The sequence below is a fragment of the Pedobacter gandavensis genome (genome assembly GCF_032678465.1).
GTDB classification, from domain to species: Bacteria; Bacteroidota; Bacteroidia; order Sphingobacteriales; family Sphingobacteriaceae; genus Pedobacter; species Pedobacter gandavensis_B.
Window position 1 is genome coordinate 640073 of record NZ_JAVTSK010000001.1, and the last position, 24856, is coordinate 664928.

The 24856-nt window shown below is 41.2% G+C and carries 26 protein-coding genes; 9 read left to right on the forward strand and 17 right to left on the reverse strand.

What is annotated here, in order from left to right:
- Positions 1 to 2 precede the first annotated feature (2 nt).
- Entirely contained in the window at positions 3 to 1391 is a 1389-nt protein-coding gene (locus R2Q94_RS02675; protein WP_410478516.1) for a LutB/LldF family L-lactate oxidation iron-sulfur protein, read from the reverse strand.
- Between the two features lie 283 nt (positions 1392 to 1674).
- On the opposite strand from R2Q94_RS02675, the gene R2Q94_RS02680 reads away from it, so the two are divergent.
- The gene (locus tag R2Q94_RS02680; RefSeq protein WP_316819886.1) at positions 1675 to 2214 is read left to right on the forward strand and encodes a GIN domain-containing protein; all 540 of its coding nucleotides are present in this window, start codon (positions 1675 to 1677) and stop codon (positions 2212 to 2214) included.
- Between the two features lie 178 nt (positions 2215 to 2392).
- Here the strand turns inward: R2Q94_RS02680 and R2Q94_RS02685 are convergent, their stop codons facing one another.
- The 10 genes from R2Q94_RS02685 to pdxA all read right to left on the reverse strand — a co-directional run bounded on the left by R2Q94_RS02685 (position 2393) and on the right by pdxA (position 11376).
- The gene (locus tag R2Q94_RS02685) at positions 2393 to 3982 is read right to left on the reverse strand and encodes a M28 family peptidase (protein WP_316819887.1); all 1590 of its coding nucleotides are present in this window, start codon (positions 3980 to 3982) and stop codon (positions 2393 to 2395) included.
- Between the two features lie 20 nt (positions 3983 to 4002).
- Positions 4003 to 4443 carry a ribose 5-phosphate isomerase B gene (rpiB, locus tag R2Q94_RS02690; protein WP_316819888.1) on the reverse strand — a complete coding sequence of 147 codons (441 nt, stop codon included), beginning with the start codon at positions 4441 to 4443 and terminating at the stop codon, positions 4003 to 4005.
- Positions 4444 to 4465: 22 nt separating this feature from the next.
- Positions 4466 to 5356 (reverse strand): twin-arginine translocase subunit TatC, encoded by an 891-nt coding sequence (gene tatC, locus R2Q94_RS02695; RefSeq protein ID WP_316819889.1) that lies wholly within the window; start codon positions 5354 to 5356, stop codon positions 4466 to 4468.
- A 143-nt stretch (positions 5357 to 5499) separates the two neighbouring features.
- The gene (gene accC, locus R2Q94_RS02700) at positions 5500 to 6834 is read right to left on the reverse strand and encodes an acetyl-CoA carboxylase biotin carboxylase subunit (RefSeq protein ID WP_316819890.1); all 1335 of its coding nucleotides are present in this window, start codon (positions 6832 to 6834) and stop codon (positions 5500 to 5502) included.
- Between the two features lie 61 nt (positions 6835 to 6895).
- A complete protein-coding gene (gene accB, locus R2Q94_RS02705) occupies positions 6896 to 7372 on the reverse strand; it encodes an acetyl-CoA carboxylase biotin carboxyl carrier protein (RefSeq protein WP_316819891.1) in 477 nt (158 codons plus the stop codon).
- 71 nt (positions 7373 to 7443) lie between these two features.
- Positions 7444 to 8433, reverse strand: coding sequence for a beta-ketoacyl-ACP synthase III (locus tag R2Q94_RS02710; RefSeq protein WP_316819892.1), 990 nt, complete (start codon positions 8431 to 8433; stop codon positions 7444 to 7446).
- An 11-nt stretch (positions 8434 to 8444) separates the two neighbouring features.
- Positions 8445 to 9383: a phosphate acyltransferase PlsX gene (gene plsX / locus R2Q94_RS02715; RefSeq protein ID WP_316819893.1), complete on the reverse strand. Its 939-nt coding sequence runs from the start codon at positions 9381 to 9383 to the stop codon at positions 8445 to 8447.
- A 102-nt stretch (positions 9384 to 9485) separates the two neighbouring features.
- Positions 9486 to 9677: a 50S ribosomal protein L32 gene (rpmF, locus tag R2Q94_RS02720; RefSeq protein ID WP_073238280.1), complete on the reverse strand. Its 192-nt coding sequence runs from the start codon at positions 9675 to 9677 to the stop codon at positions 9486 to 9488.
- 18 nt (positions 9678 to 9695) lie between these two features.
- The gene (locus R2Q94_RS02725; RefSeq protein WP_316819894.1) at positions 9696 to 10232 is read right to left on the reverse strand and encodes a DUF177 domain-containing protein; all 537 of its coding nucleotides are present in this window, start codon (positions 10230 to 10232) and stop codon (positions 9696 to 9698) included.
- A gap of 64 nt (positions 10233 to 10296) precedes the next feature.
- Complete coding sequence (pdxA, locus tag R2Q94_RS02730; RefSeq protein WP_316819895.1) at positions 10297 to 11376, reverse strand: 4-hydroxythreonine-4-phosphate dehydrogenase PdxA; 1080 nt, start codon at positions 11374 to 11376, stop codon at positions 10297 to 10299.
- 181 nt (positions 11377 to 11557) lie between these two features.
- On the opposite strand from pdxA, the gene rsmA reads away from it, so the two are divergent.
- From rsmA to R2Q94_RS02750, 4 genes are all read left to right on the forward strand, one after another.
- Positions 11558 to 12340 (forward strand): 16S rRNA (adenine(1518)-N(6)/adenine(1519)-N(6))-dimethyltransferase RsmA, encoded by a 783-nt coding sequence (gene rsmA, locus R2Q94_RS02735; protein WP_316819974.1) that lies wholly within the window; start codon positions 11558 to 11560, stop codon positions 12338 to 12340.
- A 65-nt stretch (positions 12341 to 12405) separates the two neighbouring features.
- A complete protein-coding gene (locus tag R2Q94_RS02740) occupies positions 12406 to 13335 on the forward strand; it encodes a 2-hydroxyacid dehydrogenase (RefSeq protein WP_316819896.1) in 930 nt (309 codons plus the stop codon).
- Between the two features lie 157 nt (positions 13336 to 13492).
- The gene (gene greA / locus R2Q94_RS02745) at positions 13493 to 13966 is read left to right on the forward strand and encodes a transcription elongation factor GreA (protein ID WP_316819897.1); all 474 of its coding nucleotides are present in this window, start codon (positions 13493 to 13495) and stop codon (positions 13964 to 13966) included.
- Positions 13967 to 13985: 19 nt separating this feature from the next.
- On the forward strand, positions 13986 to 14393 hold the full coding sequence (locus R2Q94_RS02750) for an HIT family protein (protein WP_316819898.1): 408 nt from the start codon (positions 13986 to 13988) through the stop codon (positions 14391 to 14393).
- 339 nt (positions 14394 to 14732) lie between these two features.
- Here R2Q94_RS02750 and R2Q94_RS02755 read toward each other — a convergent pair whose 3' ends face one another.
- Positions 14733 to 15905 (reverse strand): histidine decarboxylase, encoded by a 1173-nt coding sequence (locus R2Q94_RS02755; protein WP_316819899.1) that lies wholly within the window; start codon positions 15903 to 15905, stop codon positions 14733 to 14735.
- Between the two features lie 160 nt (positions 15906 to 16065).
- Here R2Q94_RS02755 and R2Q94_RS02760 point away from each other — a divergent pair, with 160 nt between their 5' ends.
- Positions 16066 to 16533 carry an Lrp/AsnC family transcriptional regulator gene (locus R2Q94_RS02760; protein WP_316819900.1) on the forward strand — a complete coding sequence of 156 codons (468 nt, stop codon included), beginning with the start codon at positions 16066 to 16068 and terminating at the stop codon, positions 16531 to 16533.
- Positions 16534 to 16536: 3 nt separating this feature from the next.
- Here R2Q94_RS02760 and R2Q94_RS02765 read toward each other — a convergent pair whose 3' ends face one another.
- Genes R2Q94_RS02765 through rsgA form a run of 3 tightly spaced genes read right to left on the reverse strand, consistent with a single transcriptional unit; the run spans position 16537 to position 18256 of the window.
- The gene (locus R2Q94_RS02765; RefSeq protein WP_316819901.1) at positions 16537 to 16863 is read right to left on the reverse strand and encodes a nucleotide pyrophosphohydrolase; all 327 of its coding nucleotides are present in this window, start codon (positions 16861 to 16863) and stop codon (positions 16537 to 16539) included.
- A 1-nt stretch (position 16864) separates the two neighbouring features.
- Complete coding sequence (gene dtd / locus R2Q94_RS02770) at positions 16865 to 17317, reverse strand: D-aminoacyl-tRNA deacylase (RefSeq protein ID WP_316819902.1); 453 nt, start codon at positions 17315 to 17317, stop codon at positions 16865 to 16867.
- A gap of 18 nt (positions 17318 to 17335) precedes the next feature.
- Complete coding sequence (gene rsgA / locus R2Q94_RS02775) at positions 17336 to 18256, reverse strand: ribosome small subunit-dependent GTPase A (RefSeq protein ID WP_316819903.1); 921 nt, start codon at positions 18254 to 18256, stop codon at positions 17336 to 17338.
- 421 nt (positions 18257 to 18677) lie between these two features.
- Between rsgA and thrA the strand changes: the two genes are divergently transcribed.
- The 3 genes from thrA to thrC are packed head-to-tail and all read left to right on the forward strand — an operon-like array spanning position 18678 to position 23382.
- Positions 18678 to 21125 carry a bifunctional aspartate kinase/homoserine dehydrogenase I gene (gene thrA / locus R2Q94_RS02780; protein WP_316819904.1) on the forward strand — a complete coding sequence of 816 codons (2448 nt, stop codon included), beginning with the start codon at positions 18678 to 18680 and terminating at the stop codon, positions 21123 to 21125.
- On the forward strand, positions 21122 to 22057 hold the full coding sequence (locus R2Q94_RS02785; protein ID WP_316819905.1) for a homoserine kinase: 936 nt from the start codon (positions 21122 to 21124) through the stop codon (positions 22055 to 22057). The genes thrA and R2Q94_RS02785 overlap by 4 nt, the downstream gene beginning before the upstream one ends.
- Positions 22058 to 22062: 5 nt before the next feature.
- Positions 22063 to 23382, forward strand: a complete 1320-nt coding sequence (thrC, locus tag R2Q94_RS02790) for a threonine synthase (protein ID WP_316819906.1) — start codon at positions 22063 to 22065, stop codon at positions 23380 to 23382.
- Here the strand turns inward: thrC and R2Q94_RS02795 are convergent.
- Both R2Q94_RS02795 and R2Q94_RS02800 read right to left on the reverse strand, forming a co-directional pair.
- Positions 23360 to 23791 (reverse strand): META domain-containing protein, encoded by a 432-nt coding sequence (locus R2Q94_RS02795; RefSeq protein ID WP_316819907.1) that lies wholly within the window; start codon positions 23789 to 23791, stop codon positions 23360 to 23362. The two genes, thrC and R2Q94_RS02795, sit on opposite strands and share 23 nt — an antisense overlap.
- Before the next feature lie 74 nt (positions 23792 to 23865).
- Positions 23866 to 24822: a methylenetetrahydrofolate reductase gene (locus tag R2Q94_RS02800; RefSeq protein WP_316819908.1), complete on the reverse strand. Its 957-nt coding sequence runs from the start codon at positions 24820 to 24822 to the stop codon at positions 23866 to 23868.
- Positions 24823 to 24856: the final 34 nt, after the last annotated feature.

The window sequence follows — 24856 nt, forward strand, 5'->3', positions numbered from 1 at the left end:
ATTTAAGGGTTTTTGTTGGCTTTCTTTTTCTCCTCATAAAGCTTCGCAAAAGACTTAGGAGCAACTTCTGGCATATTCCGGTATTTGCCCCAGCTTTTTTTGAATAGAAAGCGGAGGAAGAAGTTTTTCATTTTTCCACCTATCATATCCATTCTGGATCTTTTCTGCATCGCTGTGCTAAAGGCATTCCATCCGATTTCCTCTATTTTAGTGTTTTGATGATCTGCAACAGCATCTCTTCTGTTGAGCAATAGCATCTTATGCACATCGATTTTCACCGGGCAAACTTCTGTGCATTTTCCACATAAACTGGAAGCATTACTCAGGTGTTTGAACTCCTTTACCCCTTGTAAATGCGGGCTGATGATGGAACCAATCGGTCCGCTATAAGTAGTGTTATAAGTATGTCCACCTATATTCTTATACACCGGACAAGCATTTAAACAAGCCCCACAACGAATGCAATATAATGCCTGCCGCTGTTCCTTTTGTGCAAGTAAATTGGTACGCCCATTATCCAGCAATACCACATACATTTCTTCCGGACCATCAGTTTCTCCTGCTTGTCTCGGACCACTCAAAATACTATTGTAAACGGTCAGGTTTTGTCCGGTACCATGACTGGATAATAATGGCCAGAACAAATCCAGGTCAGCCATAGAAGGAATCATTTTTTCAATGCCCACAATGGCGATGTGAATTTTAGGAAAGGTCGTACATAACCTTGCATTTCCCTCGTTTTCAGTTAGGGCAATACTGCCGGTATCTGCAATTAGGAAGTTTCCTCCGGAGATGCCAATGTCTGCCCTTAGGTATTTTTCCCTCAGCAATTCTCTTGCTTTCTGGGTCAGTTGTTGAGGTGTGGCGTCTATTGGTGTGCCAAATTTATCATGAAACAGCTTTGCAATTTCCTCTTTACTCAGGTGCATTGCAGGGGTAACAATATGGTATGGAGCCTGACCTAATAGCTGAACAATGTATTCGCCAAGGTCACTCTCTAAGGATTCAATGTTGTTTTTTTCCAGGAAATCATTGAGGTGAATTTCTTCGGTAGTCATTGATTTCGACTTGATCACCGTTTTTCCACCGCTTTTCTGAATGATGTTTAGAATCTCCCGCTGTGCTTCTTCTACATCATTAGCCCAGATCACTTTCCCGCCTCTGCGTTGAAAATTGGATTCAAATTCAGGAAGATACTTATCCAGGTTCTCCATCACCCTCCATTTAATCACATGCGCTTTCTTCTTTGAGTTTTCTAAATTCTCAAACCTCGATACACCCCGCTCTACCGCAACATTATATTTGCCAATATTATGATTAATTGTCTTGCGATGCCCTAAATCAAAGGCTTTTTCATCGGCCTTAACCAAAAATTCATCAGATCTCTTCATCGTCATCAAATATAAAAATAATTAAGCTTCGGTTGTGACCTGCATCATTTATTTCACTCTCAAAGGGTTTTAGGCGCTTTGAATGAATTTCCATGCACAAAACACAAGATAAGGAAAGGAATAGGAGTATCGACGAAATTATTTCGTCGATTGGTCGAGAAGTTTAGGGAGTTCGTCGAGAGCCATACTCTCGTGGTCTAATGCGCCAAAAACCGCTGAAACGTTTCCAACATGAAGGCGTCTTAATTACAAAACAACCTTAAAAACTTAAAAACAAAAAGATATGAAAACTGCAATCAAAACTCTAATCGCTTCAACTTTAACAGCTATCGTTTTAACTTCTTCAGCTTTTACAACTATTGCCAAAGAGAAATCACCAATGGAAATGGCAGCTACTTTACAGTTCAATAAAATCGTAGTAACCGGTAATGCTAAAGTAATACTGGTACAAGGAAACAAGGAAGGCATCAGAAGCTACGATACTATAGAAGAAATGAATACTACAGTGAAACAAAAGGGCTACACTTTGTATATCAATTCTACTGACAACAGTACCATCTATGTTCAGGTGAAAGACCTGCAAAGAATTGATGTGGCCAACACAGCAAGTGTTAAAACCAGTGGCAAATTTGACTTAGCCGTACTTCAGATCTTCTTAAAAGACGAAGCAAAAGCAAATGTAAATGCGAAAGTAGCGAGTCTTTATACGAATATGAGCGATGAATCTGATTTAAAACTGGCAGGATCATCAATTGAACACCAATTGGTAAGAAATGGTGTTTCAAAATTGAACCTGAATGATTTTGTGATCGCTAAACTTTAATGATCAGCGATTTTAAAGCAAAATAAAGCTAAAGCATTCCTAAAAAATAAGCAGCCCTTTAAGATTTGGGCTTACCATATAGGATCCAGAGACATAGGAACCAAATTGACAGAGAACCGCTCTCCACCAGGGCGGTTTTTTTGTGGCATAAAAAAACCTGCGCGAGGCAGGTCTTTTTTTAGTTCTTTTTGGTTCCGTCTTCGTTTTTATCAACTTTGGGACGAGTGGCACGATTTGCTAGTTCCCATGCGGTAAAATAAACCAATTTTGCTCTTTTTGCCAGCATAGGGAAATCAATCTTACTGATTTCATCTCCAGGCTGGTGGTAATCCTCATGAACTCCGTTGAAATAGAAAATTACAGGAATTCCATGTTTGGCAAAGTTGTAATGATCTGAGCGGTAATAGAAACGATTAGGATCGCTTCTATTGTTATAACGTTCATCCAACTGAATGTTTACATAATCTTTATTTGCTTTTTTACCAATCTGATCCAATTCGGAACTCAGCATATCCGAACCAATGATGTAAACAAAGTTATTGTCTTTTTCATGGTCCTTATCACCGCGACCGATCATATCAATGTTCAGGTTGGTAATGGTATTTTTCAAAGGAAAAACAGGGTGTTCAGAATACCATTCTGATCCTAAAAGTCCTTTTTCTTCACCGGTAACCGTCATGAATAAAATACTTCTTTTCGGACCTTTACCTGCTTTTTTCGCATTGGCAAAAGCTTCAGCCATCAATAGTACGCCTGTTGTTCCAGATCCATCATCATCTGCACCATTGTTGATTTTATCTTCACCTTTTACTTCAGGTGTGATACCGATATGGTCGTAATGAGCAGTCACCACCAATACCTCATGCTTAAGTTTAGGATCAGAGCCTTCCAGAAATCCTAGCACATTTTCTGCTCTCACTTTTTCTTCGATTCTTTTCGCAGAGGCAGAGATTGCAACATTGATTTCCTGACTGGCAGGTTTTCCACTTTCCGAGATTTTCTTTTTAAGGTCAGTCAGGTTAGTTTTTGCTGCTGCAAGAATTTTATTGGCAATACCAGAACCGATATAAATTACGGGAGTTTCCTGTGGTGCATTCATTTTTTCAAGCTCTTCCTTAGTTTTCATGACTAACTTAGGTGCAGTCAGGTAATTTCTAAGGTTTTCCGGCATCACTTCAATGGTCGGATCGATCAGTAAGATAGCAGCGGCTTTTTTCTCCGTTAAGTATTTTACTTTCGCCATCATGGCAGATCTGCTGTTCGAAGAATTTCCTCCATTTGGCTCACCTGATTTAAAAATCATCACCACTTTATCGGTAACATCTACGCCTTCGTAGTCATTATAACCTTCCTTATTTATGCCATAGCCTGCAAATAACACAGATCCTGTATTAAAACCGAAACCTGCTGCAGCCACCGTTTGTGGAAGGATGTAAAATTCTTTTAAAGCTTCTGCTGGCTCACCATTGATGGTTAATACTTGTGAGAGCGTGATATTGACCATGTCAATAGGCTGGAAATAGTCGCCATTAACTGGTCCTTTTAGTCCCAGGCTTTTGAAAAAGTTCTTGATATAATCAGCAGCCATCCAGCCTCCCTTTTTACCTGTTTCTCTACCTTCATAGGCATCTGAAGCAAGCACGGAAAGGTGTTTGTAGGCATTCTCTTTGTTAACGGTTTTACTAAAGCGTACGGCATCCTTATTTTGGGCGTTCGCAGAGCAAGCCATTGTGAGTACGAAACTAGCGTACAATAAATGTTTCTTCATCTGGTTATTTTGGTTAGTATTTAACAGGAAATCTTGTTCACTCTGTTCTCATGTCTGCCACCTTCAAATGCGGTATTTAAAAAGGTGCTGGTCATTTCTTTGGCCAGTTCTTCAGAAACAAACCTTGCCGGAATACACAACACATTTGCATTGTTGTGGACTCTTGCCAGTTCAGCAATTTCGTTTAACCAGCAGATGGCTGCACGGATATGCTGGTGTTTATTTGCTGTGATGGCAACGCCATTAGCACTACCACAAACCAGGATACCAAAGGTATATTCCTGGCTTTCTACGGCCAAAGCCACAGGGTGAGCAAAGTCAGGATAGTCAACAGATTGTGTGGAATGTGTCCCGAAATCTTTGACTTCATAATCCGACAGAAAAGTTTTTAATAATTCTTTGTACTCAAAACCGGCATGATCCGCACCGATCGCAATTTTCATTTTTGGGGCTGTTGACATCTTCAAAAATATATGGTAATGGTTAGTTTTTTCTAATTCTGGCTACACCGTAAAGCTCTTTATTTCGTTTACGCTCAATGGCTGCAGAGATATAAATACTAAATTCATATAGTAAGAATAGAGGTGCAGCTACAATTAGCATGGTATATGGATCTGCTGTTGGGGTAACCACTGCAGCAACAATCAGGATCAATACGGTAGAATACCTTCTGCTGGCACGCATAAATGCTGGTGTCATGACACCCAGTTTAGACAGGATGTAAATGATTACAGGTAATTGGAAAATCACACCAGAACCGATGGTCAGTGTCATTACCGAAGACAGGTAAGAATCAATGGTAAAGGTATTCTGAATCTCCGGACTCACGGTAAAATTGGTCAGGAAGTTGATAGAAAGCGGACAAATAATGAAGTAACCGAACATGATACCCAGGAAGAAGAGGAAAGAGGCAAATGCGACAAAACCACTTGCAGATTTTCTTTCATTGTCATGAAGTGCAGGTTTCACAAACAACCAAATTTCGAATAGGAGGTAAGGGATACCTAAAATAATCCCAACCATCACACAGGAATTCAGTTGCAGGGTAAATTGTCCCGCCATTTCAGTATTGATAATTTTGGCATCGATCTTTGTGATACACAAGTCCTGACCCAGAGAAGGGAATTTTTCTACCAGTTTACACATCATTCTGTAAGTCCAGAAATTTGGGTTTTTAGGCCCCATAATGATGGTATTAAAGATGTAGTCAGTAAAATAAAATGCTCCTGCTGTTAATAATAAGACTACTGCTAATGCGCGCAACAGATGTTTACGGAGGATGTCGATATGGTCAAAGAATGACATTTCTGCCTCTAAAGTTTTTCCTTTTTCTTTTATAGCACCAATAAGGTCCCTTTTCTTAGTATCACTCATGTACGTTATTTGTAAAACAAAAATACCATTCTATTTTGTTTAGAATGGTATTTACGTTTTAAATCTACTAAATAGTTTTTATTAGCGGGTAATTGCATTGTAACAAGTATAAATCCCGCTAATACTATGACATATCCTTAGTCTTAAAAGACAAATGTCTCCATAAATTTAGTGGTAAAATTACCAGCTCTAAAGTTAGGGTCTTTCATTAATTTAAGGTGGAAAGGAATGGTTGTTTTCACACCTTCGATTACAAATTCGCTCAATGCGCGTTCCATGGTACTGATGGCTTCTTCACGGGTTTGTGCCACGCAAATCAGTTTAGCAATCATAGAATCGTAGTTAGAAGGAATCTGGTAACCTGCATACACATGTGTATCTACCCTTACCCCATGACCACCTGGAGAGTGGAAGTTGGTAATTTTTCCAGGACTAGGTCTGAAGTTGTTAAAAGGATCTTCAGCATTGATCCTGCACTCGATAGCGTGCATATTTGGTGAATAATTTTTTCCTGAGATCGGTACGCCGGAAGCCACTTTGATTTGTTCTTTGATCAAATCGTAGTTGATTACTTCTTCTGTCACCGGGTGTTCTACCTGGATACGTGTATTCATCTCCATGAAGTAGAAATTACGGTGTTTGTCTACCAGGAACTCAATTGTTCCGGCACCTTCATATTGTACCGCAATGGCACCTTTGATGGCTGCTTCACCCATTTTCTCGCGAAGTTCAGGAGTCATGAAAGGAGATGGTGCTTCTTCAACCAGCTTTTGATGGCGACGTTGAATCGAGCAATCACGTTCCGACAAATGACAAGCCTTACCATATTGATCACCGATAATCTGGATTTCAATGTGACGTGGATCTTCGATATATTTCTCTAAATAAAGACCATCATTTCCAAAGGCTGCACCCGACTCTTGTCTGGCGCTATCCCATGCATTTTCAAAATCTTCATCTTTCCAGACTACACGCATTCCACGGCCACCACCACCGGCAGTTGCTTTAAGGATTACAGGGTAGCCCATTTCATTGGCCATTTCAATACCATCTTTGAAATTTTCAAGCAATCCCTGTGATCCTGGAATCGTTGGAACGCCTGCTTTTTTCATCGTTTCTTTTGCCGAAGCTTTATCACCCATTGAGTTGATCTGCTCCGGTGTAGCACCGATAAATTTAATTCCATAATCACGGCAAACTGAAGAAAACTTAGCGTTTTCAGAAAGGAAACCGTAACCTGGGTGAATGGCATCTGCATTTGTTAATTCTGCAGCTGAAATAATATTCGGGATGCTCAGGTAAGAATCCTTACTTGGAGGTGGCCCTATACAAACGGCTTCATCGGCAAAACGTACATGTAAACTTTCTCTGTCTGCAGTAGAGTAAACAGCTACGGTTTTGATGCCCATTTCTTTACAGGTGCGGATGATACGCAAAGCGATCTCGCCCCTGTTGGCAATTAGTATCTTTTTAAACATATATTTTTTCTTTTCCCCCCAGAACTAAGCCCTGGGCATATTAAGTAATCCCATCAGGGAATTACATAGGTTCAACTAAAAATAACGGTTGGTCATATTCTACCGGAGAAGCATTTTCTACTAAAACCTTAACGATTCTACCAGACACTTCACTTTCGATTTCATTGAACAATTTCATCGCTTCAATGATACAGATCACTTTACCAACTGGGAATTCATCACCTACGTTTACAAAAGAAGGTTTATCAGGACTCGCTGAACGGTAGAAAGTACCGATCATTGGTGATTTGATAGTGATGTATTTTGAATCATCTTCCGCAGCAACAGGTGCTTTAGCTTCTGTTGGGGCAGCTGCTGCTGGTGCTACTGCTACCGGTGCTGCTACTGGAGCAATCTGTGCTGGTACCGTTGCCTGAACGAAGGTAGGAGCCTGATTGGTCTTGATCGTAATTTTGAAATCTTCCTGCTCAATAGCGACTTCATTTACGCCCGAACGAGAAACAAATTTAATAAGTTCCTGAATTTGTTTAATATCCATTTTTTGGTGTTTTTTAGAGAAAACAGTATGTCTTAACAATTATCTAAGTTAAGATTAATTATTTTATAAAATTAATAAGCCCATTTTAAGTACACGGAACCCCAGGTGAAACCGCCTCCAAATGCTGCAAGGATGATGTTATCGCCTTTTTTCAATTGGCTTTCCCATTCCCATAAACACAGTGGAATTGTTCCATTAGTGGTATTTCCGTAACGTTGAATGTTGATCATTACCTTTTCCGTGCCAAGACCCATTCTGGATGCCGTAGCATCGATGATTCTTTTATTGGCTTGATGTGGAACCAACCAGGTCACATCATCAGAACTCAGGTCATTGCGTTCCATGATTTCGGCCGCAACATCTGCCATATTGGTGACTGCAAATTTGAATACTGCCTGACCTTCCTGATGCACAACGTGCTCATTATTGTCGACCGTCTCATGGCTTGCTGGTCTGGCAGAACCACCAGCTTTTTGGTGTAAGAACTGGCGACCGGCACCATCACTTTTCAGGATGGAGTCCTGGATGCCCATTCCTTCCTCATTTGGCTCTAAAAGAACAGCACCACAACCATCACCAAAGATGATGCAGGTAGTACGGTCCTGGTAATTGATGATAGATGACATTTTATCGCCACCAACAACCAATACTTTTTTATGTTTACCGGATTCGATGAACTGAGCCCCTGTAGATAATCCGAAGATGAATCCTGAACAGGCTGCCTGCAGGTCATAACCCCAGGCATTCTTTGCACCAATCTTATCGGCAAGAATATTTGCTGAAGCAGGGAAAGGCATATCAGGGGTAGTGGTACAAAAGATGATCAGTTCGATCTCTTCTGCGCTGATTCCACGTTTCTCAAGTAAACCATTCACGGCATGAACTGCCATGTCTGAAGTACCTAATCCTTCACCTTTCAATATTCTCCGCTCTTTGATCCCGGTTCTGGATAAAATCCATTCGTCCGTAGTTTCTACAATGGATTCAAGCTCTTTATTAGTCAGTACGTAATCTGGTACGTAACCATTAACAGCCGTAATCGCAGCGTGAATTTTATTCATTTTCAATGTTCTTATTTAAATGCAGCTTGAATTTTACCTACCAAGCCAGTAGTAATCATGTCTCTTGACTGAAGAATCATGTTTTTAACAGCTGTCGGACTTGAAATGCCATGACCTATGACCACAGGAGCATTGACACCTAAAACCGGGCTTCCACCATAGTTTTCATAGTTAAAGCGGTCAAAGAACTCATCCTTTAAACCTCTTTTTAGTGTCAGTACATAGAATGATTCTGCCAGTTTCAGCATCACATTTCCTGTAAATCCATCGCATACAATTACGTCAGCTTTATCGTTGAATAAGTCCCTTCCTTCTACGTTACCCACAAAGTTGAATAGATTGGTGTCTCTCATTAGAGGAAACGTTGCCAAGCTAAGCATATTACCTTTTTCATCCTCTTCCCCAATGTTTAATAAAGCAACTTTAGGCTTTTCAATACCAAACATACATTCGGCATATAAGCTACCTACAGCACCAAATTGAAGCAAGGTATCAGGCTTACAGTCGGCATTCGCACCAACATCAAGCATTAAACCTAAGCCTCCACTGAGTTTTGGAAGAATTGTTGTGATACATGGCCTGATGATTCCCGGAATAGTTTTAACACTAAACACGGCACCAACAAGCATTGCACCAGAATTACCGGCGCTGGCAAAAGCGTCGATTTTACCTTCTTTAAGTAAGGAAAAGCCGACAGCAATGCTGGAATTAGGCTTTTGAACAATAGCCTTTGTGGGATGTTCGCCCATACCAATCACTTCTTCGGTATGAACATATTCAAAGTGATCCGGATTGAATCCGTTTTCAGTGAGAAGGGGCTTAATCTGCTGCGTATCTCCGATCAGCACTATGTGCTCCCCTGGAGATAACAATTGATGGGCAGCTATTGCTCCTAAAACGTTTGCTTTAGGAGCATAGTCTCCGCCCATTATATCGAGACCTATTTTCATAGTAAAAAATCAGTTTGTGTTTAGAAGGCAAAATTGCCCTTGTTTTCCTTCGCTAAAGGTAATCGTTAGCGAACTTAAAACACAAACTATTTTTCAAGAAAATTAACCTATTGAAGTGTTTTCAATAACCAATTTACCGTTGTAGTATAGGTTACCATCAACGTTGTATGCATGGTGAGGTACGTGAATTGCACCAGTGGTTTGACAAGTAGCCAAAGAAGGAGCTACTGCTTTATAGTGAGTTCTTCTTTTATCTCTTCTACTTTTAGAAATCTTGCGTTTTGGATGTGCCATTGCTGATTTGTTTAATTATTATTTTAATTTTTTTAATGCTGCCCAACGCGGGTCATCATCGTTGTTTTCTTCTTGTTGTTCTTGTGTATCAATTGAAAAGCTTTTCAGTCTTTCAATCATTTCCTGATCACATTTCTGGCCTTCGCCGTCCTGCTCACAGACTTTAATATAAGGTACTGATACAGTGATGAGTTCGTAAATCGGAAGTGCAACATCTAGTTCACTTTCTTTTCTACTCAGGACAATGATTTCTAAATCATCGCTTTCCAGTTCATCTTCCGCAAATTTTACAATCTGCCTTTCCTGTATGGCTATTGCTGCATTAAATTCCGACAAACATTTGTCGCAATCCAATACAATTGTTCCTTTTACATCGAAATGCAAAAGTAGCATTGTTTCCTGTTTATCCAGTTCAACCCCAACTTTTAAGTTTCCTTTTTTTACTAAAGAGTAGTCAAAGGCATCGAAAAAGCTGTTATCAACCTCAAATTCAAACTGATGCTTGCCGATTTTAAGGCCGGTAAATGGGATTGAAAATTGTTTTAATGGTTTCAATTGTAACAAAATTTTAGCCCGCAAATGTAGGAATTATTTTAGAGAATTAAAATGTTTTTTCATTCTAATTTGCATCGTCTTTTATATCCGCTGCAGTTTCTATAATTTTTCCACCACTTCTCAGCTGGCTTTTCAATAATTCTTCCTGTTCTCTTCGGTTCCTCAGGATGTGAGTTGCTGCAAATAAGGCTTCTATAAATGAAGAAGGATCTGCCAGATTCTTTCCTGCAATGTCGTATCCCGTGCCATGATCTGGTGAGGTACGCACGATTTTCATGCCTGCAGAATAGTTCACTCCGGAGCCAAAAGCAATGGTTTTAAAGGGGATCAATCCCTGGTCATGATACATGGCCAGAACCGCGTCGAATTGTTTGTAACTTCCCTTGCCAAAAAATCCATCAGCAGGGTAAGGACCGAAACAAATGACGCCTTTATCGAAGGCTTGCTGAATGGCCGGAATAATAATATCGGCCTCTTCTGTGCCCAATAATCCGTTGTCGCCCGCATGAGGATTCAATCCCAATACCGCGATTTTTGGTTTTTCAATCCAGAAATCCTTTTTTAAACTCTCATTCATCAGCACCAGTTTCTTCACTATCTTCTCGATCGTGATGCTTTTTGGAACTTCCGTAATTGGAATATGTCCGGTAACCACACCCACCTTGATGTCTTCGCTGATCAAAAGCATCAATACGTCTTTGCTTCCACTGCGTTCCATCAGGTATTCGGTATGTCCAGGAAACTTAAAAGTCTCTGACTGGATATTGTGTTTGTTGATCGGAGCAGTCACCAGTGCATCAATTTCTCCTTTGATCAGGTCTTCTGTTGCTTTCTCTAAAGAGATCAAAGCATATTTTCCACCAGTTTCATTGGCTACGCCAAGGTCGATTTTCACGTCTTCCTCCCAGCAATTGATCATATTCGCCTTCCTAGGATTGGCCAATGCAGCCTCTGTAATCACATTGAAGTTGAAATCACTCAGCCCTAAAGCTTTGCGATGGTAGGAAGCAACCTTGGTATGTCCATATACGATAGGGGTACAGTAATCAAGAATCTTGCTCTGGGCTAAAGTCTTAAGGATAACCTCCAGGCCTATGCCGTTTACATCTCCTATGCTGATTCCAATTTTAATCTTATTGCTCATACTTCAAAAAAATTTAGCGCAAATTACAGAATTCATTTTAAAATGGTTGGTTTTTCCTGTGCTAGTATTTAAATCTCAAAATGTTATCCCTGTTTTTTAGGGTGTAGAGCCTGTTTTAGCCGATTGTTGATCTGATACTCGCAAAACTTTGCTTATTTTGCAGCTTTTAGTAGGAGAATATATGAGTTTGGTAAGGGCAAAAAAACATTTAGGACAGCATTTTTTAACGGATAAAAAGATTGCCGCGAAAATCGTGAACGGGCTGGTACATACCGATCAGTACAAACAGGTACTGGAAGTTGGACCAGGAATGGGGATTCTTTCGGATATCCTGTTGGAGAGAGAAGATCTGGAAACTTTCCTGATCGATATCGATGTGGAATCTTACCATTTCCTGCAGGAGAAATACCCGCAATTGGGAAACCGTTTGATTAATGGCGATTTTCTAGCCCTCGACCTGTCTGCCATCTTCAAAGAAAAATACGCCATTATTGGCAATTTCCCATACAATATCTCCTCCCAGATTCTTTTTAAGGTACTTGAAAATAGAAATCAGGTGGTAGAAATGGTAGGGATGTTCCAGAAAGAAGTGGCAGAGCGATGCGCTTCCAAATCAGGAACTAAAGAATACGGAATTTTGAGTGTCCTGATTCAGGCTTACTATAATATAGAGTATCTGTTTACCGTGAAGCCGGGCACCTTTAACCCGCCACCGAAAGTAAACTCTGGAGTGATCAGGTTGAGCCGTAATGAAGTGGAAACACTTCCATGTGATGAAAAACTCTTCTGGCGTACGGTGAAAGCTGGTTTTAACCAACGCAGAAAGACACTCAGAAATGCATTATCCGGAGTAGTTTCAAAAGAGAAAATGGACGACCATATTTTTTTCGACAAGCGTGCGGAACAGTTGAGTGTAGCACAGTTTATTGAGCTGACCCAACATCTGAGCCAGCTTTCGCAATAAAATTTACTGCCTAAACCGAACCCCAAAAGATCATCAGGTAAAAAGAATAATTGAGCAATCACTATATGAGTAAAGGAAGAATTTTAATCGTGGATGAGTTGCATCCTGTTTTCAAGGAACGCGCCATCGCTTTAGGATATGAGGTGGAGGATCAGCCATTGTATACACGTGAACAAACATTAGCTGCAATTTCCGGCTATCAGGGTATCGCGGTAAGAACAAAATTCAGAATAGATCAGGAATTGATGGCCGCAGCGCCTACCCTAAAGTTTATTGCCAGAGCAGGTGCAGGATTAGACAATATAGATGTGGATTACGCAAGGAGTCGTAACATCGAGTTGTTAAATGCGCCGGAAGGCAATATGGATGCGGTAGGAGAGCATGCAACAGGAATGCTGCTGTCTTTGATGAACAATTTGCGAAATGCAGATCAGGAAGTCCGTAATGGCAGCTGGGACAGAGAAGGCAACCGCGGTTATGAGCTGAAAGGTAAAACGGTAGGCATCATCGGTTACGGATTTATGGGCAGGAGTTTCGCAAAGAAACTGGCCGGATTTGAGGTAAACGTGATTGCTTATGATAAATATAAGACTGGCTTTAGCGATGCTTATGCCAAAGAAGTGAGCATGGAAGAGATCGTGAAATACAGCGATGTATTGAGTCTGCACATTCCATTGACCCCTGAAACCCGTCAGATGGTAGATGAAGAGTACTTCTTCCATTTCCGTAAGCCTATTTTCTTCATTAATACTGCCAGGGGTGAAATTGTTCAAACCACAGCCGTTCTGCAAGCCATCCAGTCGGGTAAAATTCTGGCCGCAGGTTTAGACGTGCTGGAGGTAGAGAAATTTCCGGCTTTGCAAAATACCCCCTGGTTTGAGGCGCTTAAATCATCCGGGAAGGTGATCCTGAGCCCGCATGTTGGGGGCTGGACCTTTGAATCTTATCGCAAAATATCTGAGGTTTTAGCAGAAAAGCTTTCTGCTATCATTTAAGCTGACATTTTAGATCATCTGCCGAAAATCAAATTAAATAATTTGTTTTTGTGGCTAGACCACATTATCTTCGTTTTTATTGAAGCAAGACTATGTAGGCTTAACAGCCTATATAGTCTTGTTTGTTTTTATAGTACTACATAAAATAAATTGAGCTATGACAGAGGTTACCTATTATACCCAAGATGGTTTAGACAGACTAAAGGAAGAATTACATCATATGAAGACGACCGGAAGACAACAAATCTCTAAGGCAATTGCCGAAGCAAGAGATAAGGGTGATCTTTCCGAGAATGCGGAATATGATGCAGCGAAGGAAGCGCAGGGTTTGCATGAAGCTAAAATAGCAAAATTGGCAACTACGCTCTCAACCGCCAGATTAATTGATGAATCAAAGCTGGATACTTCTAAAGTATTGGCATTATCTATAGTTAAGATCAAAAATGTAAAGAACGGTGCAACGATGTCTTACCAGTTGGTAGCAGAAAGTGAAGCTGATCTTAAAACCGGAAAAATCTCTGTAAAATCACCGATTGCCAAAGGATTATTAGGTAAATCAGTAGGTGATAAAATTGAAATTCAGGTTCCTGCCGGAATGATTGAATTTGAAATATTAGAGATTACACGATAACAATTTAATTCCCCATTCCATGGCAAGTATATTTTCAAAAATAGTAACTGGTGAAATCCCTGCACACATTGTTGCAGAAACCACCGAATTCCTGGCTTTCTTAGATGTTAATCCCCTGACCATGGGCCATGTCCTGGTGATTCCTAAAAAGGAAATTGACTATATCTTTGATATGGAGGAGGAAAGCTATGTTGGACTAACTATGTTTGCTAAAATTGTGGCAACAGGGTTAAAAGAAGCATTCCCTTGCAAAAAAGTAGGCGTAGCCGTTATCGGCCTGGAGGTACCACATGTACACATCCATTTGATCCCTATGAATGCAGTGAATGATATGAACTTTAGTAAAGAAAAACTGAAGCCCTCACAGGAAGAATTGGCGGAAGCCGCATTAAAGATCAAAGCAGCCTTGAATGAGACTACTGCTTAATAGATAAATGACTGGGGTGTATACCCAAAAAAAGGGCGTCTTTAGGCGCCCTTTTTTTTTTGAAAATGAATTTGGAATGAGAAGGGGTTGTGTTCGGGAAGAGTTGCGGGTTCAGTAGGGGTTCAGCAGGGGTTGCCCAGGAGTTGCCGTAGGGTTGGTGTAGGGTTTGACTAACTGAACTCCTTCTGAACTCCTACTCAAGACCTACCGAACCCGAGACTTTGTCAGGACGATTTTGGCATTTTTTTCAGCGTTTATACAGATGAGATTCAGACTTGAATTCTTCTTTTCTTAAGGGCAAAAAATGAAGGCTGCCCAGGAATTCTGGGCAGCCGGTTTTTATAGGGGGGTAAATGTAGGGGCAGTTTGTTGTTGGAAGCTGTAATTGATGCCTTCCGGATTGGAAAGCAGATCAGCGATCAGCTCATCAATTTGAGCATGGTCCACATTGGGCATGCAAATGAGGTGCGAAAGGCCGTTTTCTGAGGCCAGTTGCCACTTCTGACAAATCCATTTGGATGGGGCAGGGAAAACCACTGTAATTGCATTTGGATTGCTCCAGGCTTCTATTCCCAGCGCTTTCAGTTTTGCTTCCGCATAAGCAGCGATACTTAGGCTATGTAATGCCCTTTCTTTTAAACCCTGCAGACCTAGTTTTTTGAGGGTATACCAGAGGAACAACGGCGTATGACCATTTCTGGAGCCTGTAATCGTGGTATCTACACTTCCAATATAATCAATAGCACGCGCGATCCTGTCGCGGTTGGTTTTCTTTACAATTACCAGTCCACATGGAATCGGTGATCCAAGAAATTTATGACCGCTGATGGCTATACTGTCTGCGCCATCGGCAAAGTCGAAAGCCGGTCTGGGCTCAATAAAAGCACTATAACTTCCGGATAAAGCACCATCTGCATGAATATAATGGTTCTTGATCGCCAGGTTTTTCAGGATACCTTTGATCTTTTTCACATCATCTTTTGCTTCAGTCATGGTGGTCCCAATATTGGCAAAGATCACTACCGGAAGATGCCTGTTCATCAATAAACTATTGTGCAGATCTTCATAATCAATTTCGCCATTTTCCTGTGATCTAATGGCAATATTTGGCATGTTTAGCAGTAACAGATTCTTTTGCACACTATAATGAGTAGCATCAGAATAGTACACCATAGCCTTTGGGTACAGCTCTCTGGCCAGGTAAAGCCCATATAGGTTACCCTCAGAGCCACCATTAGTCACATATCCCCACCAATTGTCGGTCGGCGCACGGAACAGTCCTGCAAAGAACGCAATGACTTCTCTTTCCATTTCTCTTGTGTCTACCGCATACGTAGATTCGGTAAAAGGATCTCCAAGGTTATTGATTGGATATTGAAGAAAGGGCATCAATGCTGTATAGTCAAAGTCCTTAGCTACCGGGTAGCCTAGAAACAGGCGCGTTCTGTCCTGTATTTTTTCGTATAAGTCTGACAATCTTTTGTTATCCTCTCTGGAAAGTTGTGTAGTCATGGTTCTGTTTAGGTGGTTCAGACTGCAAATCTATAGATCTCCATTCAATTGATCTTTTATATGATTAATATTAGAAAATAAACACTTAATTTTGGTTTTTTGTAGTTTTATTGATCTTAATGAAGAGGGATTACTACAGAAATCAGAAAAACTAAACTAGATGGAACAGTTCGATAAGATGGATCAGCGCATATTAAATGCGTTACAGCAGAATGCAAGGTTAAATACAAAGGAAATTGCGCATAAAGTAGGGCTCACTGTAACGCCTACCTATGAGCGTCTGAAAAAGATTGAAAAGACGGGGGTGATCAGGAATTATGTGACCTTGCTGGATCGCGAAAAGATTGGTAAAACCCTGGCAGCATTTTGTAACGTGACGCTACAGGTACATTCCCTTCCATTGTTAAAGAAGTTTGAGGCTGCGATGACCAGGCTGGACGAGGTGATGGAATGTTATCACGTTGCCGGAACCTACGATTATTTGTTAAAAGTAGTGGTCAACGACATGAATAGGTACCAGGATTTTTTAACGAATAAGCTGGCCGCAATTGAAAATATCGCCAATGTAAACAGTTTGTTTGTGATGACAGAAATCAAGCACAATACGGCCTACACCCTGGATAAGTAAAGTTTACTTCAGCTTTTCGTTGTTTTTATGACGGTCTGCATCCCTAATGGTTTTTTTGACCAGGTTTTTTTCCAATGCGCTGGTCAGGTCAATTCCGGTTTGATTGGCCAGACAAATGAGTACAAATAAAACATCGGCCATTTCATCGCCAAGGTCCACAGCTTCATCGCTTTTTTTGAAAGACTGTTCTCCATATTTTCTGGACATGATTCTGGCCACTTCACCCACTTCTTCCATTAGGATCGCGGTATTGGTGAGCTCATTGAAATAACGGATTCCTGTTTTATTGATCCATTGGTCTACGGTTTCCTGTGCTTCTGCTATGGTCATGTTATTCTTTGTTTTTTGTATCCATCATAATGGTGACAGGCCCATCGTTGACAAGGCTGATTTTCATGTCTGCACCAAAGATGCCGGTTTTGATTTCTTTTTGAAGTAGGGCAGATAGTTTAGCAATCATTTCCTCATATAAGGGAATGGCTTTGTCAGGTCTGGCTGCTCTCGTAAACCCAGGTCTGTTGCCCTTTTTCGTAGCTGCGAAGAGGGTAAACTGACTAATCAGGAGAATATTACCATCTACATCCGATAAGGATTTGTTCATCAGGCCATTCTCATCGCCAAAGATCCTCATATTGACGATTTTCTGGCTGAGCCAGTCGAGCTCTTCAGAGGTATCACTATCTTCAATGCCCAACAATACCAGAAAACCAGTGTCGATGCTGCCGGTAGTCTGGCCGTCTACTACACAGCTGGCAGCCGTAACTCTTTGTATAATTGCTCTCATAAAGGATTAAAAGCTGGATTAAGCGCGGGTTTCATTACCATGGTAAATACTCAGGTAACTTTCATACCTGCTGATTTCAATTTCACCTTGTTCTACCGCTTTGATGACGGCACAGCCAGGTTCATTGACGTGTCTGCAGTTGTTGAATTTACACTCGTTCATCAAAGCACGCATTTCTCTGAAATAATGGCCCAATTCTTCTGGTCTGATATCGAAGATACCCAGTTCCCGGATACCTGGGGTATCAATCAGGTAGCCACCAAAAGGCAGGGTATGCATTTCCGCAAAAGTAGTGGTATGTTGTCCTTTATCACTCGCTTCTGAAATCTCTCCGGTTTTGATGTTTCTGTCTGGAAGTAAAGCATTAATCAGACTTGATTTTCCTACACCGGAGTGTCCTGAGAATAAGGTGGTTTTGTCTTTCAATAGGCTTTCGATCTGCGGAATGTTAGTGCCTTCCAATGCAGATACGGTATAACAAGGATAGCCTATGTTTTCATAGATATGCTTGTATTCTTCTAAGACTGCCAGTCCGTCTTCATTGAACAAATCGAGTTTATTGAAAATCAGTACAGCAGGAATGCTATAGGCCTCGGCAGTGGCCAGGAAACGGTCAATAAAACCTAAAGAGGTTCTTGGAGAAACCAGGGTCACGACTAAAAATGCCTGATCCATATTGGCTGCAATGATTTGCGCCTGCTTGGAAAGGTTGATGGATTTACGGATGATGTAATTTTTGCGTTCATGTAATTTATGAATCACGCCGTTTTCTGAATTGGGCTCCAGCTCAAATTCTACCTGATCGCCTACGGCAATAGGGTTGGTGGTTTGAATGCCCTTGATCCGGAACTTACCTTTAATACGGCAGTCGTATCTGTTGCCGTCTTCCGCTTGTACCTGATACCAGCTTCCTGTTGATTTTATGACTAATCCTTGCATATGATGGTGTAAAGGTAAGAAAATGTTTGGCCGGATTGAGGGTTTGCATCGCTTCGCGATCGCTTTCTAAAAAACAGCGCTCAATTTTAATGCTTTCTGGTTTTTGATATTGAAAATGAGTGGTTTATCTGGTGATTTTGAAAAAAACCTCTTCAATTGCCTTTAATCGTGATTTTTTTAAAATTCTCTTAAATATTTATGTAATCATTTGTTAATTAGAAAAATATAACTTTACTTTACAGCATACAGCACTAAGTGTAAAAATTACAATGTTTAATAATTCAACCATTATTTCCATTATTATTACCACCGGGATATCTCGGAGGGAGGATAGCTAATGGGTATAAAATACTAAAAAATAAAAACCACAAAAAGCGCCTTCCTCTAATCGGGGAAGGCGCTTTTTTTTTAACCTAAAACTATGAACATACTAAAATTTGGAGGTACATCAGTCGGTTCTCTGGAAAGCATTACTGCTTTGCTGGGTATCCTAAGGGAGCAGCAAAGCGCTGAAAATCCCATTGTCGTCTTATCTGCCATGAGCGGGGTGACGAATGCCCTGATTGATATGGCAGAAAACGCAGGAAAAGGGAAGAGTTATGCGGAGGGAATGTTGGCTATTGAAAAAAAGCATTTTGAGGTGATTCGTGCCTTATTGCCGGCCATTGCCCAAAACCCGGTACTCACCAAACTGAAAATCTATTTTAATGAACTGGAAGATATTCTGCAGTCGGTCTACAACCTGAAAGAACTGAGCCTGCAAACGAAAGACCTGATTCTAAGTTATGGAGAGCGATGCTCGACCGTCATGGTGAGTCATATTGCCAGACAAACTTTCCCTAATGCAGTGTACGTTGATGGTTCTGAACTGATCAAAACAGACCATAATTTCGGACAGGCAAAAGTAAATACCTATCTCACAGAATCTTTAATCAAAGATTTTCAGGAGGCAAATGTCGACAAACTGTTATTCGTAACAGGCTTTATTGCGAGCAATGAGGAAGGTAGAATGACCACATTAGGAAGGGGTGGAAGTGATTATACCGCTGCAATCTGGGGTTCTGCACTGAATGCTTCCGAAATTCAAATCTGGACAGATGTTGACGGAATGCTGACTGCTGATCCAAGAATTGTGAAAAAAGCCTTTTCTCTTGCTGAATTGAGTTATACAGAAGCAATGGAGCTTTCTTATTTTGGTGCGAAGGTGATTTATCCTCCTACGATGATTCCTGCTTTTCTAAAGCGTATCCCTATCGTCATCAAAAATACTTTTAATACAGATTTTCCTGGTACCTATATCAAGCATGGTGCGGGTCATTCAAAATTGCCCATCAAAGGAATTTCTTCTATTGATGAGATCAGTGTGCTGAACCTTTCCGGTAGCGGAATGGTAGGAAAGGCGGGTTTTAGTGGTCGATTGTTCTCTATGCTTTCCCGGGAGCAGATCAATGTAATCCTCATTACACAGTCTTCCTCCGAACACAGCATTACTTTCGCGGTAAAGCCAGGCGATGCTTTAAAGGCCTTGTCTTTGATCAATAAAGAATTCGAATTGGAATTACAAGCCAGGAAACTGGAGTATCCGGAAGTGGAGAATGGCTTGTCGGCATTGGCGATAGTTGGCGAAAACATGAAACGTACCCCTGGAATGTCAGGAAAGTTGTTTCATGCTTTAGGTAGAAACGGGGTCAATGTAAGGGCAATTGCCCAGGGTTCCTCAGAGTATAACATCTCTGTGATCATCTCTAAACCAGATTTATCGAAAGCCGTAAATGCGGTGCATGATGCTTTTTACGAGGATCTCAAAAGAACACTTCATGTTTTTTGTCTGGGTACCGGAAATATAGGAAAGACTTTATTCGCGCAGCTGGAAGCACAAATGAACTTCCTGGCAAGCAATAACGATCTTCAGGTAAAGGTGATGGGGATCTGTAATACCCGTAAAATGCACCAGAATGTAGATGGAATTGCCTTGAGCAGTTGGGAAGAAAACCTGGACCGTAACGGTGAGCCCGCAGATTTACCACTTTTCATCAAGAAAATGAAGGCGATGAACCTGCCTAATTGTGTGTTCGTGGACAATACCGCGAGTCATAATCCCATCCAGTTTTATAAAGATGTGTTACAATCGAGTATTTCTGTGGTGACTTGTAATAAGATTGGCAACTCTGCGGATTATGAGCAATATGCTGCATTTAAACAGGCGGCAAGGACTTATGGTGTAGATTTTCATTATGAAACCAATGTTGGTGCCGGTTTGCCAATCATCCGTACTTTAAAGGATCTGATGATGAGTGGCGATCGGATTCACCGCATTGAAGCGATTTTATCAGGTACCATTTCCTATATTTTTAACAATTATAATGGCGATAAGCTGTTCCATGAAGTGGTGAAGGAAGCCCAGGATAAGGGCTATACTGAACCAGATCCCAGAGATGATCTGAACGGAAAAGATTTTATGCGTAAAATGTTGATTCTGGCGCGTGATGCAGGGTATCCTTTGGAAGAGAGCGACATTAGAATCGAAAGTATGCTGCCTCCTGCCTGTCTGGCTGCGGCTACTGTAGCCGATTTCTATCAGGAACTGGAAAACAATAGGGCTTATTTTGAAAAGTTAAAAAAACAGGCGGCTGAGGATAAAAAAGTATTGCGATATATCGGGAAACTGGAAGGAGGAAAGGTGGAAATTACCTTACAGATGGTGGATGATAACCACCCGTTTTATATGCTGTCGGGTAGCGACAATATCATTTCATTTACGACGGATCGTTACAAAGACCGTCCACTAGTGGTTAAAGGTCCTGGTGCCGGGGCAGAGGTGACTGCTGCAGGTGTTTTCGCTGATATTATAAACGTTGGTAAACGATGAAAGATTCTATAAAAGTTTTTGCCCCGGCTACAGTAGCTAATGTGGTTTGTGGATATGATGTGCTGGGTTTCGCGGTCAATGAGCCGGGTGATGAAGTGATCATGAAATTAACAGGTGGTTCAGGAATCACCATTACAAAAATTACGGGTGATGATGGCCGTCTGCCATTAGATCCGAAAAAAAACACGGTAAGTGCCAGTGTACAACATTATTTAAACCATATCGGAAAACCAGATACCGGAATAGAAATTGAACTCCATAAAAAAATGCCTATTGGGAGTGGCCTGGGTTCCAGCTCTGCCAGTACCGTTGCCGGATTGTTTGCCGTTAATAACCTGTTTGATCAATTGTTGACCAACCAAGAGCTGGTTCCTTTTGCGATGAAAGGGGAGGAACTGGCCTGTGGCTATGGTCATGCAGATAATGTGGCTCCGGCTTTAATGGGTGGTTTTGTACTGATCAGAAGTTATGAACCCTTAGATATTATCCGGTTACCACATCCGGAAGACTTGTATGCCGCAATCGTGTATCCTGAAGTAGATGTGCCAACGAAAGACGCCAGACAAATGATCCGTTCCAAGGTGCTGTTGAAAGATGCAGTAACGCAATGGGGGAATGTAGCCGGCTTAGTGAGTGGTTTGTTTTTAAAAGACCATGAGCTGATTGGAAGGAGCATGACTGATATCTTAGTGGAACCTACCCGTTCTATTCTGATTCCGGATTTTTACAAAATGAGGGCTCTGGCCTTGAAAACCGGAGCCATTGGATTTGGAATATCTGGTTCTGGACCTTCAGTCTTTGCTTTAACAAAAGACGAAGCGACGGCCAGCATGATCAGCCAGAAACTTCAGCAGCATTTAAAAGGAATTGGCATCAACAGCCTTTCTTTTGTCTCCTCTGTAAATGAAAAAGGACCTGTTATTTTAGATTAAGAACGATGAAATTATACAGTACGAATAACCACGATTTAAGCGTTGATTTCCCAACGGCTGTTTTTAACAGTATGCCTCTTGATAAGGGCTTATACATGCCGGTAAATATTCCTTTATTGGAAGAAGAGTTTATTCAGAATATCCATAAATACAGTTTACCTGAGATTGCTTTTAAAGTGGCCTCTGCTTTATTGGATGGCGCGATTCCGCCGGATGATCTGAAGAAGATTGTAGATGATACCCTTAGTTTCGATGCACCGGTGCTGGAGCTGGCAGAGAACACCTATGTTTTGGAGTTGTTTCATGGGCCATCTTTGGCTTTCAAGGATTTTGGAGCACGCTTCATGAGCAGGGTGATGGCTTATTTTCTCAAGGATGGGGAGCAAATGCTGGATGTATTGGTGGCCACTTCGGGTGATACCGGAGGTGCAGTAGCTTTGGGTTTTCTTGGGGTGCCTAACACCAGGGTGACTATTCTTTATCCGAAGGGAAAAGTGAGTGAGATTCAGGAACTACAGCTTTGTACGAATGGACATAATATCCATGCAATAGCAGTTGACGGGACTTTTGATGATTGTCAGCATTTGGTGAAACAGGCTTTCGCAGATCCGGATTTAAATGAAAAACTACGGTTAACCTCGGCAAATTCTATCAATATTGCCAGACTCATTCCCCAAACTTTCTACTATTTCAATGCCTGGGCGAGGTTGCGTAGAGCTGGCAGAAAAGAAGTGATCTTCTCTGTACCCAGTGGTAATTTTGGAAATATCGCTGCGGGCTTAGTGGCTTATAAAATGGGCTTACCGGTGAAACAGTTTATTGCTGCTACCAATGTAAATGATACAGTTCCGCGTTATCTGAATACCGGTGTATATGAGAGCAGGCCATCGGTGCAGACCTATGCAAATGCCATGGATGTAGGTGCGCCAAGTAATTGGGTACGAATTATGGATCTTTTTAATCAGGATCTGGAAAGCTTAAAAAAACTATTGAAAAGTTATACCTACACCGATGAACAAACTTTGGCAGGAATACAGTCTATTTATGATCAATATGGTTATATCGCTTGTCCGCATACCGCGATAGCGGCATTGGCGCTGGCCGACTATAAAAAGGAAAATCCGGAAGAACAGGCTGCGGGGGTATTTTTATCTACTGCTCATGCCTGCAAATTTCCAGATGTATTTCCAGCAGAACTGTCCGCAAAGATGAAGATTCCTGCATCCGTTCAGGACTTGGCACTTAAAGGTAAATACGCAGAGAAAATGGATACAGCTTTTGCTTCTTTTAAGAATTACCTGGCTAGATTTTATGAAAACGCATAATAGCTATGTCACCCATCATAAAGTTAAGTGTGCTGTCACTTACTGAATAACTACTGGTTTTTCTTAGCATTTCCATAAAAGTGGCCTCTCCTTCACCGGGACAGGCCATTTTTGTCATGGCCATTGGATGGGTGAAATTGATGGTGCTATCATCCGCCACTAAGCTGCCGGAAAATGAATTACAGCTGGTAAAACCGCTTACTTTCTTATTCGTAATGTCGAACGTAAGGGTAGGTTTTTTTGCCGGATACAAACCGTTGAAGGCTATTCTAGGGCCGGAGATGTAGTTCAGCTCCCAGCTTCCTCCCAGCTCAGACAAGCCACCATTCCCTATTGATCCAGGTTTTAGAGTGGTACACGCAGCGAAAGTGCTGGTCATGACGATTGCCAGTAGGATTATTCTTTTCATAGCCTTATGATTTTAATGATAGCCGAAAGGTACAAAGAGTATTCCAAAAAATACCAATCGGCTATCAGGAAGGCCTAAAATACAGCTTTTGCGATCCTCTTGGTCGGCTCTGGATTACCCATGGTGTAGAAGTGAAGAACTGGTGCACCCATTTCTTTTAGCTCATTACATTGATGGATCATCCATTCAATTCCCACCTCTTTTACGTCTTTCTCAGACTTACAGGATTGGATGGCTTCGCTCAGTTCCAAAGGAATGTCCAAATGGAAAATTTTTGGTAAACTGATCAATTGTTTGCTGCTGGTAATTGGCTTCAATCCCGGGATAATAGGGACATTAATCCCGTTTTCGCGGCATTTATCTACCAATGCCTTGTATTTTTTATTGTCAAAAAACATTTGAGTTACGATGAAATCTGCCCCCAAATCTACCTTATGTTTCAAGTATTTGAAATCGGTATCCAGGTTTGGCGATTCATAATGTTTCTCCGGATATCCGGCAACGCCGATACAGAAATCTGTCTTCTCGGAGTTCTCCATATCATCATGCAGGTAGCGGCCATTGTTCATGTCTACTACGTGTTGTAACAATTCTGAAGCATAGGCATGACCATCCGGAGTAGGAATGAAAGCATTGTCGCTTTTTCTGGCATCACCTCGTAATACCAGGACATTATCAATGCCCAGGAATTGAAGATCGATCAATGCATTTTCAGTTTCATCTTTGGTAAAACCTCCGCAAATCAGGTGAGGAACTGCATCTACTTTATATTTGTTCATGATCGCGGCACAAGTGGCTACGGTACTCGGGCGTTTCCGGTAAGCAACTTTTTCCAACAGGCCGTTCGCATGTTGTTTGTAGATGTAATCTTCTCTCAAATAGGTCACATCAATAAAAGGAGGGTTGAATTCCATCAGAGGATCAATGGCATCAAAAATGCCTTTAATACTTTGTCCTTTGATAGGTGGCAGGAGCTCAAATGAGAAAAGGGTTTTTCCTTTTGCGTTACTGATGTGGTCTACGATCTTCATTAAAATATTGCTTGTTAGGTGTCGTTATCTGTTA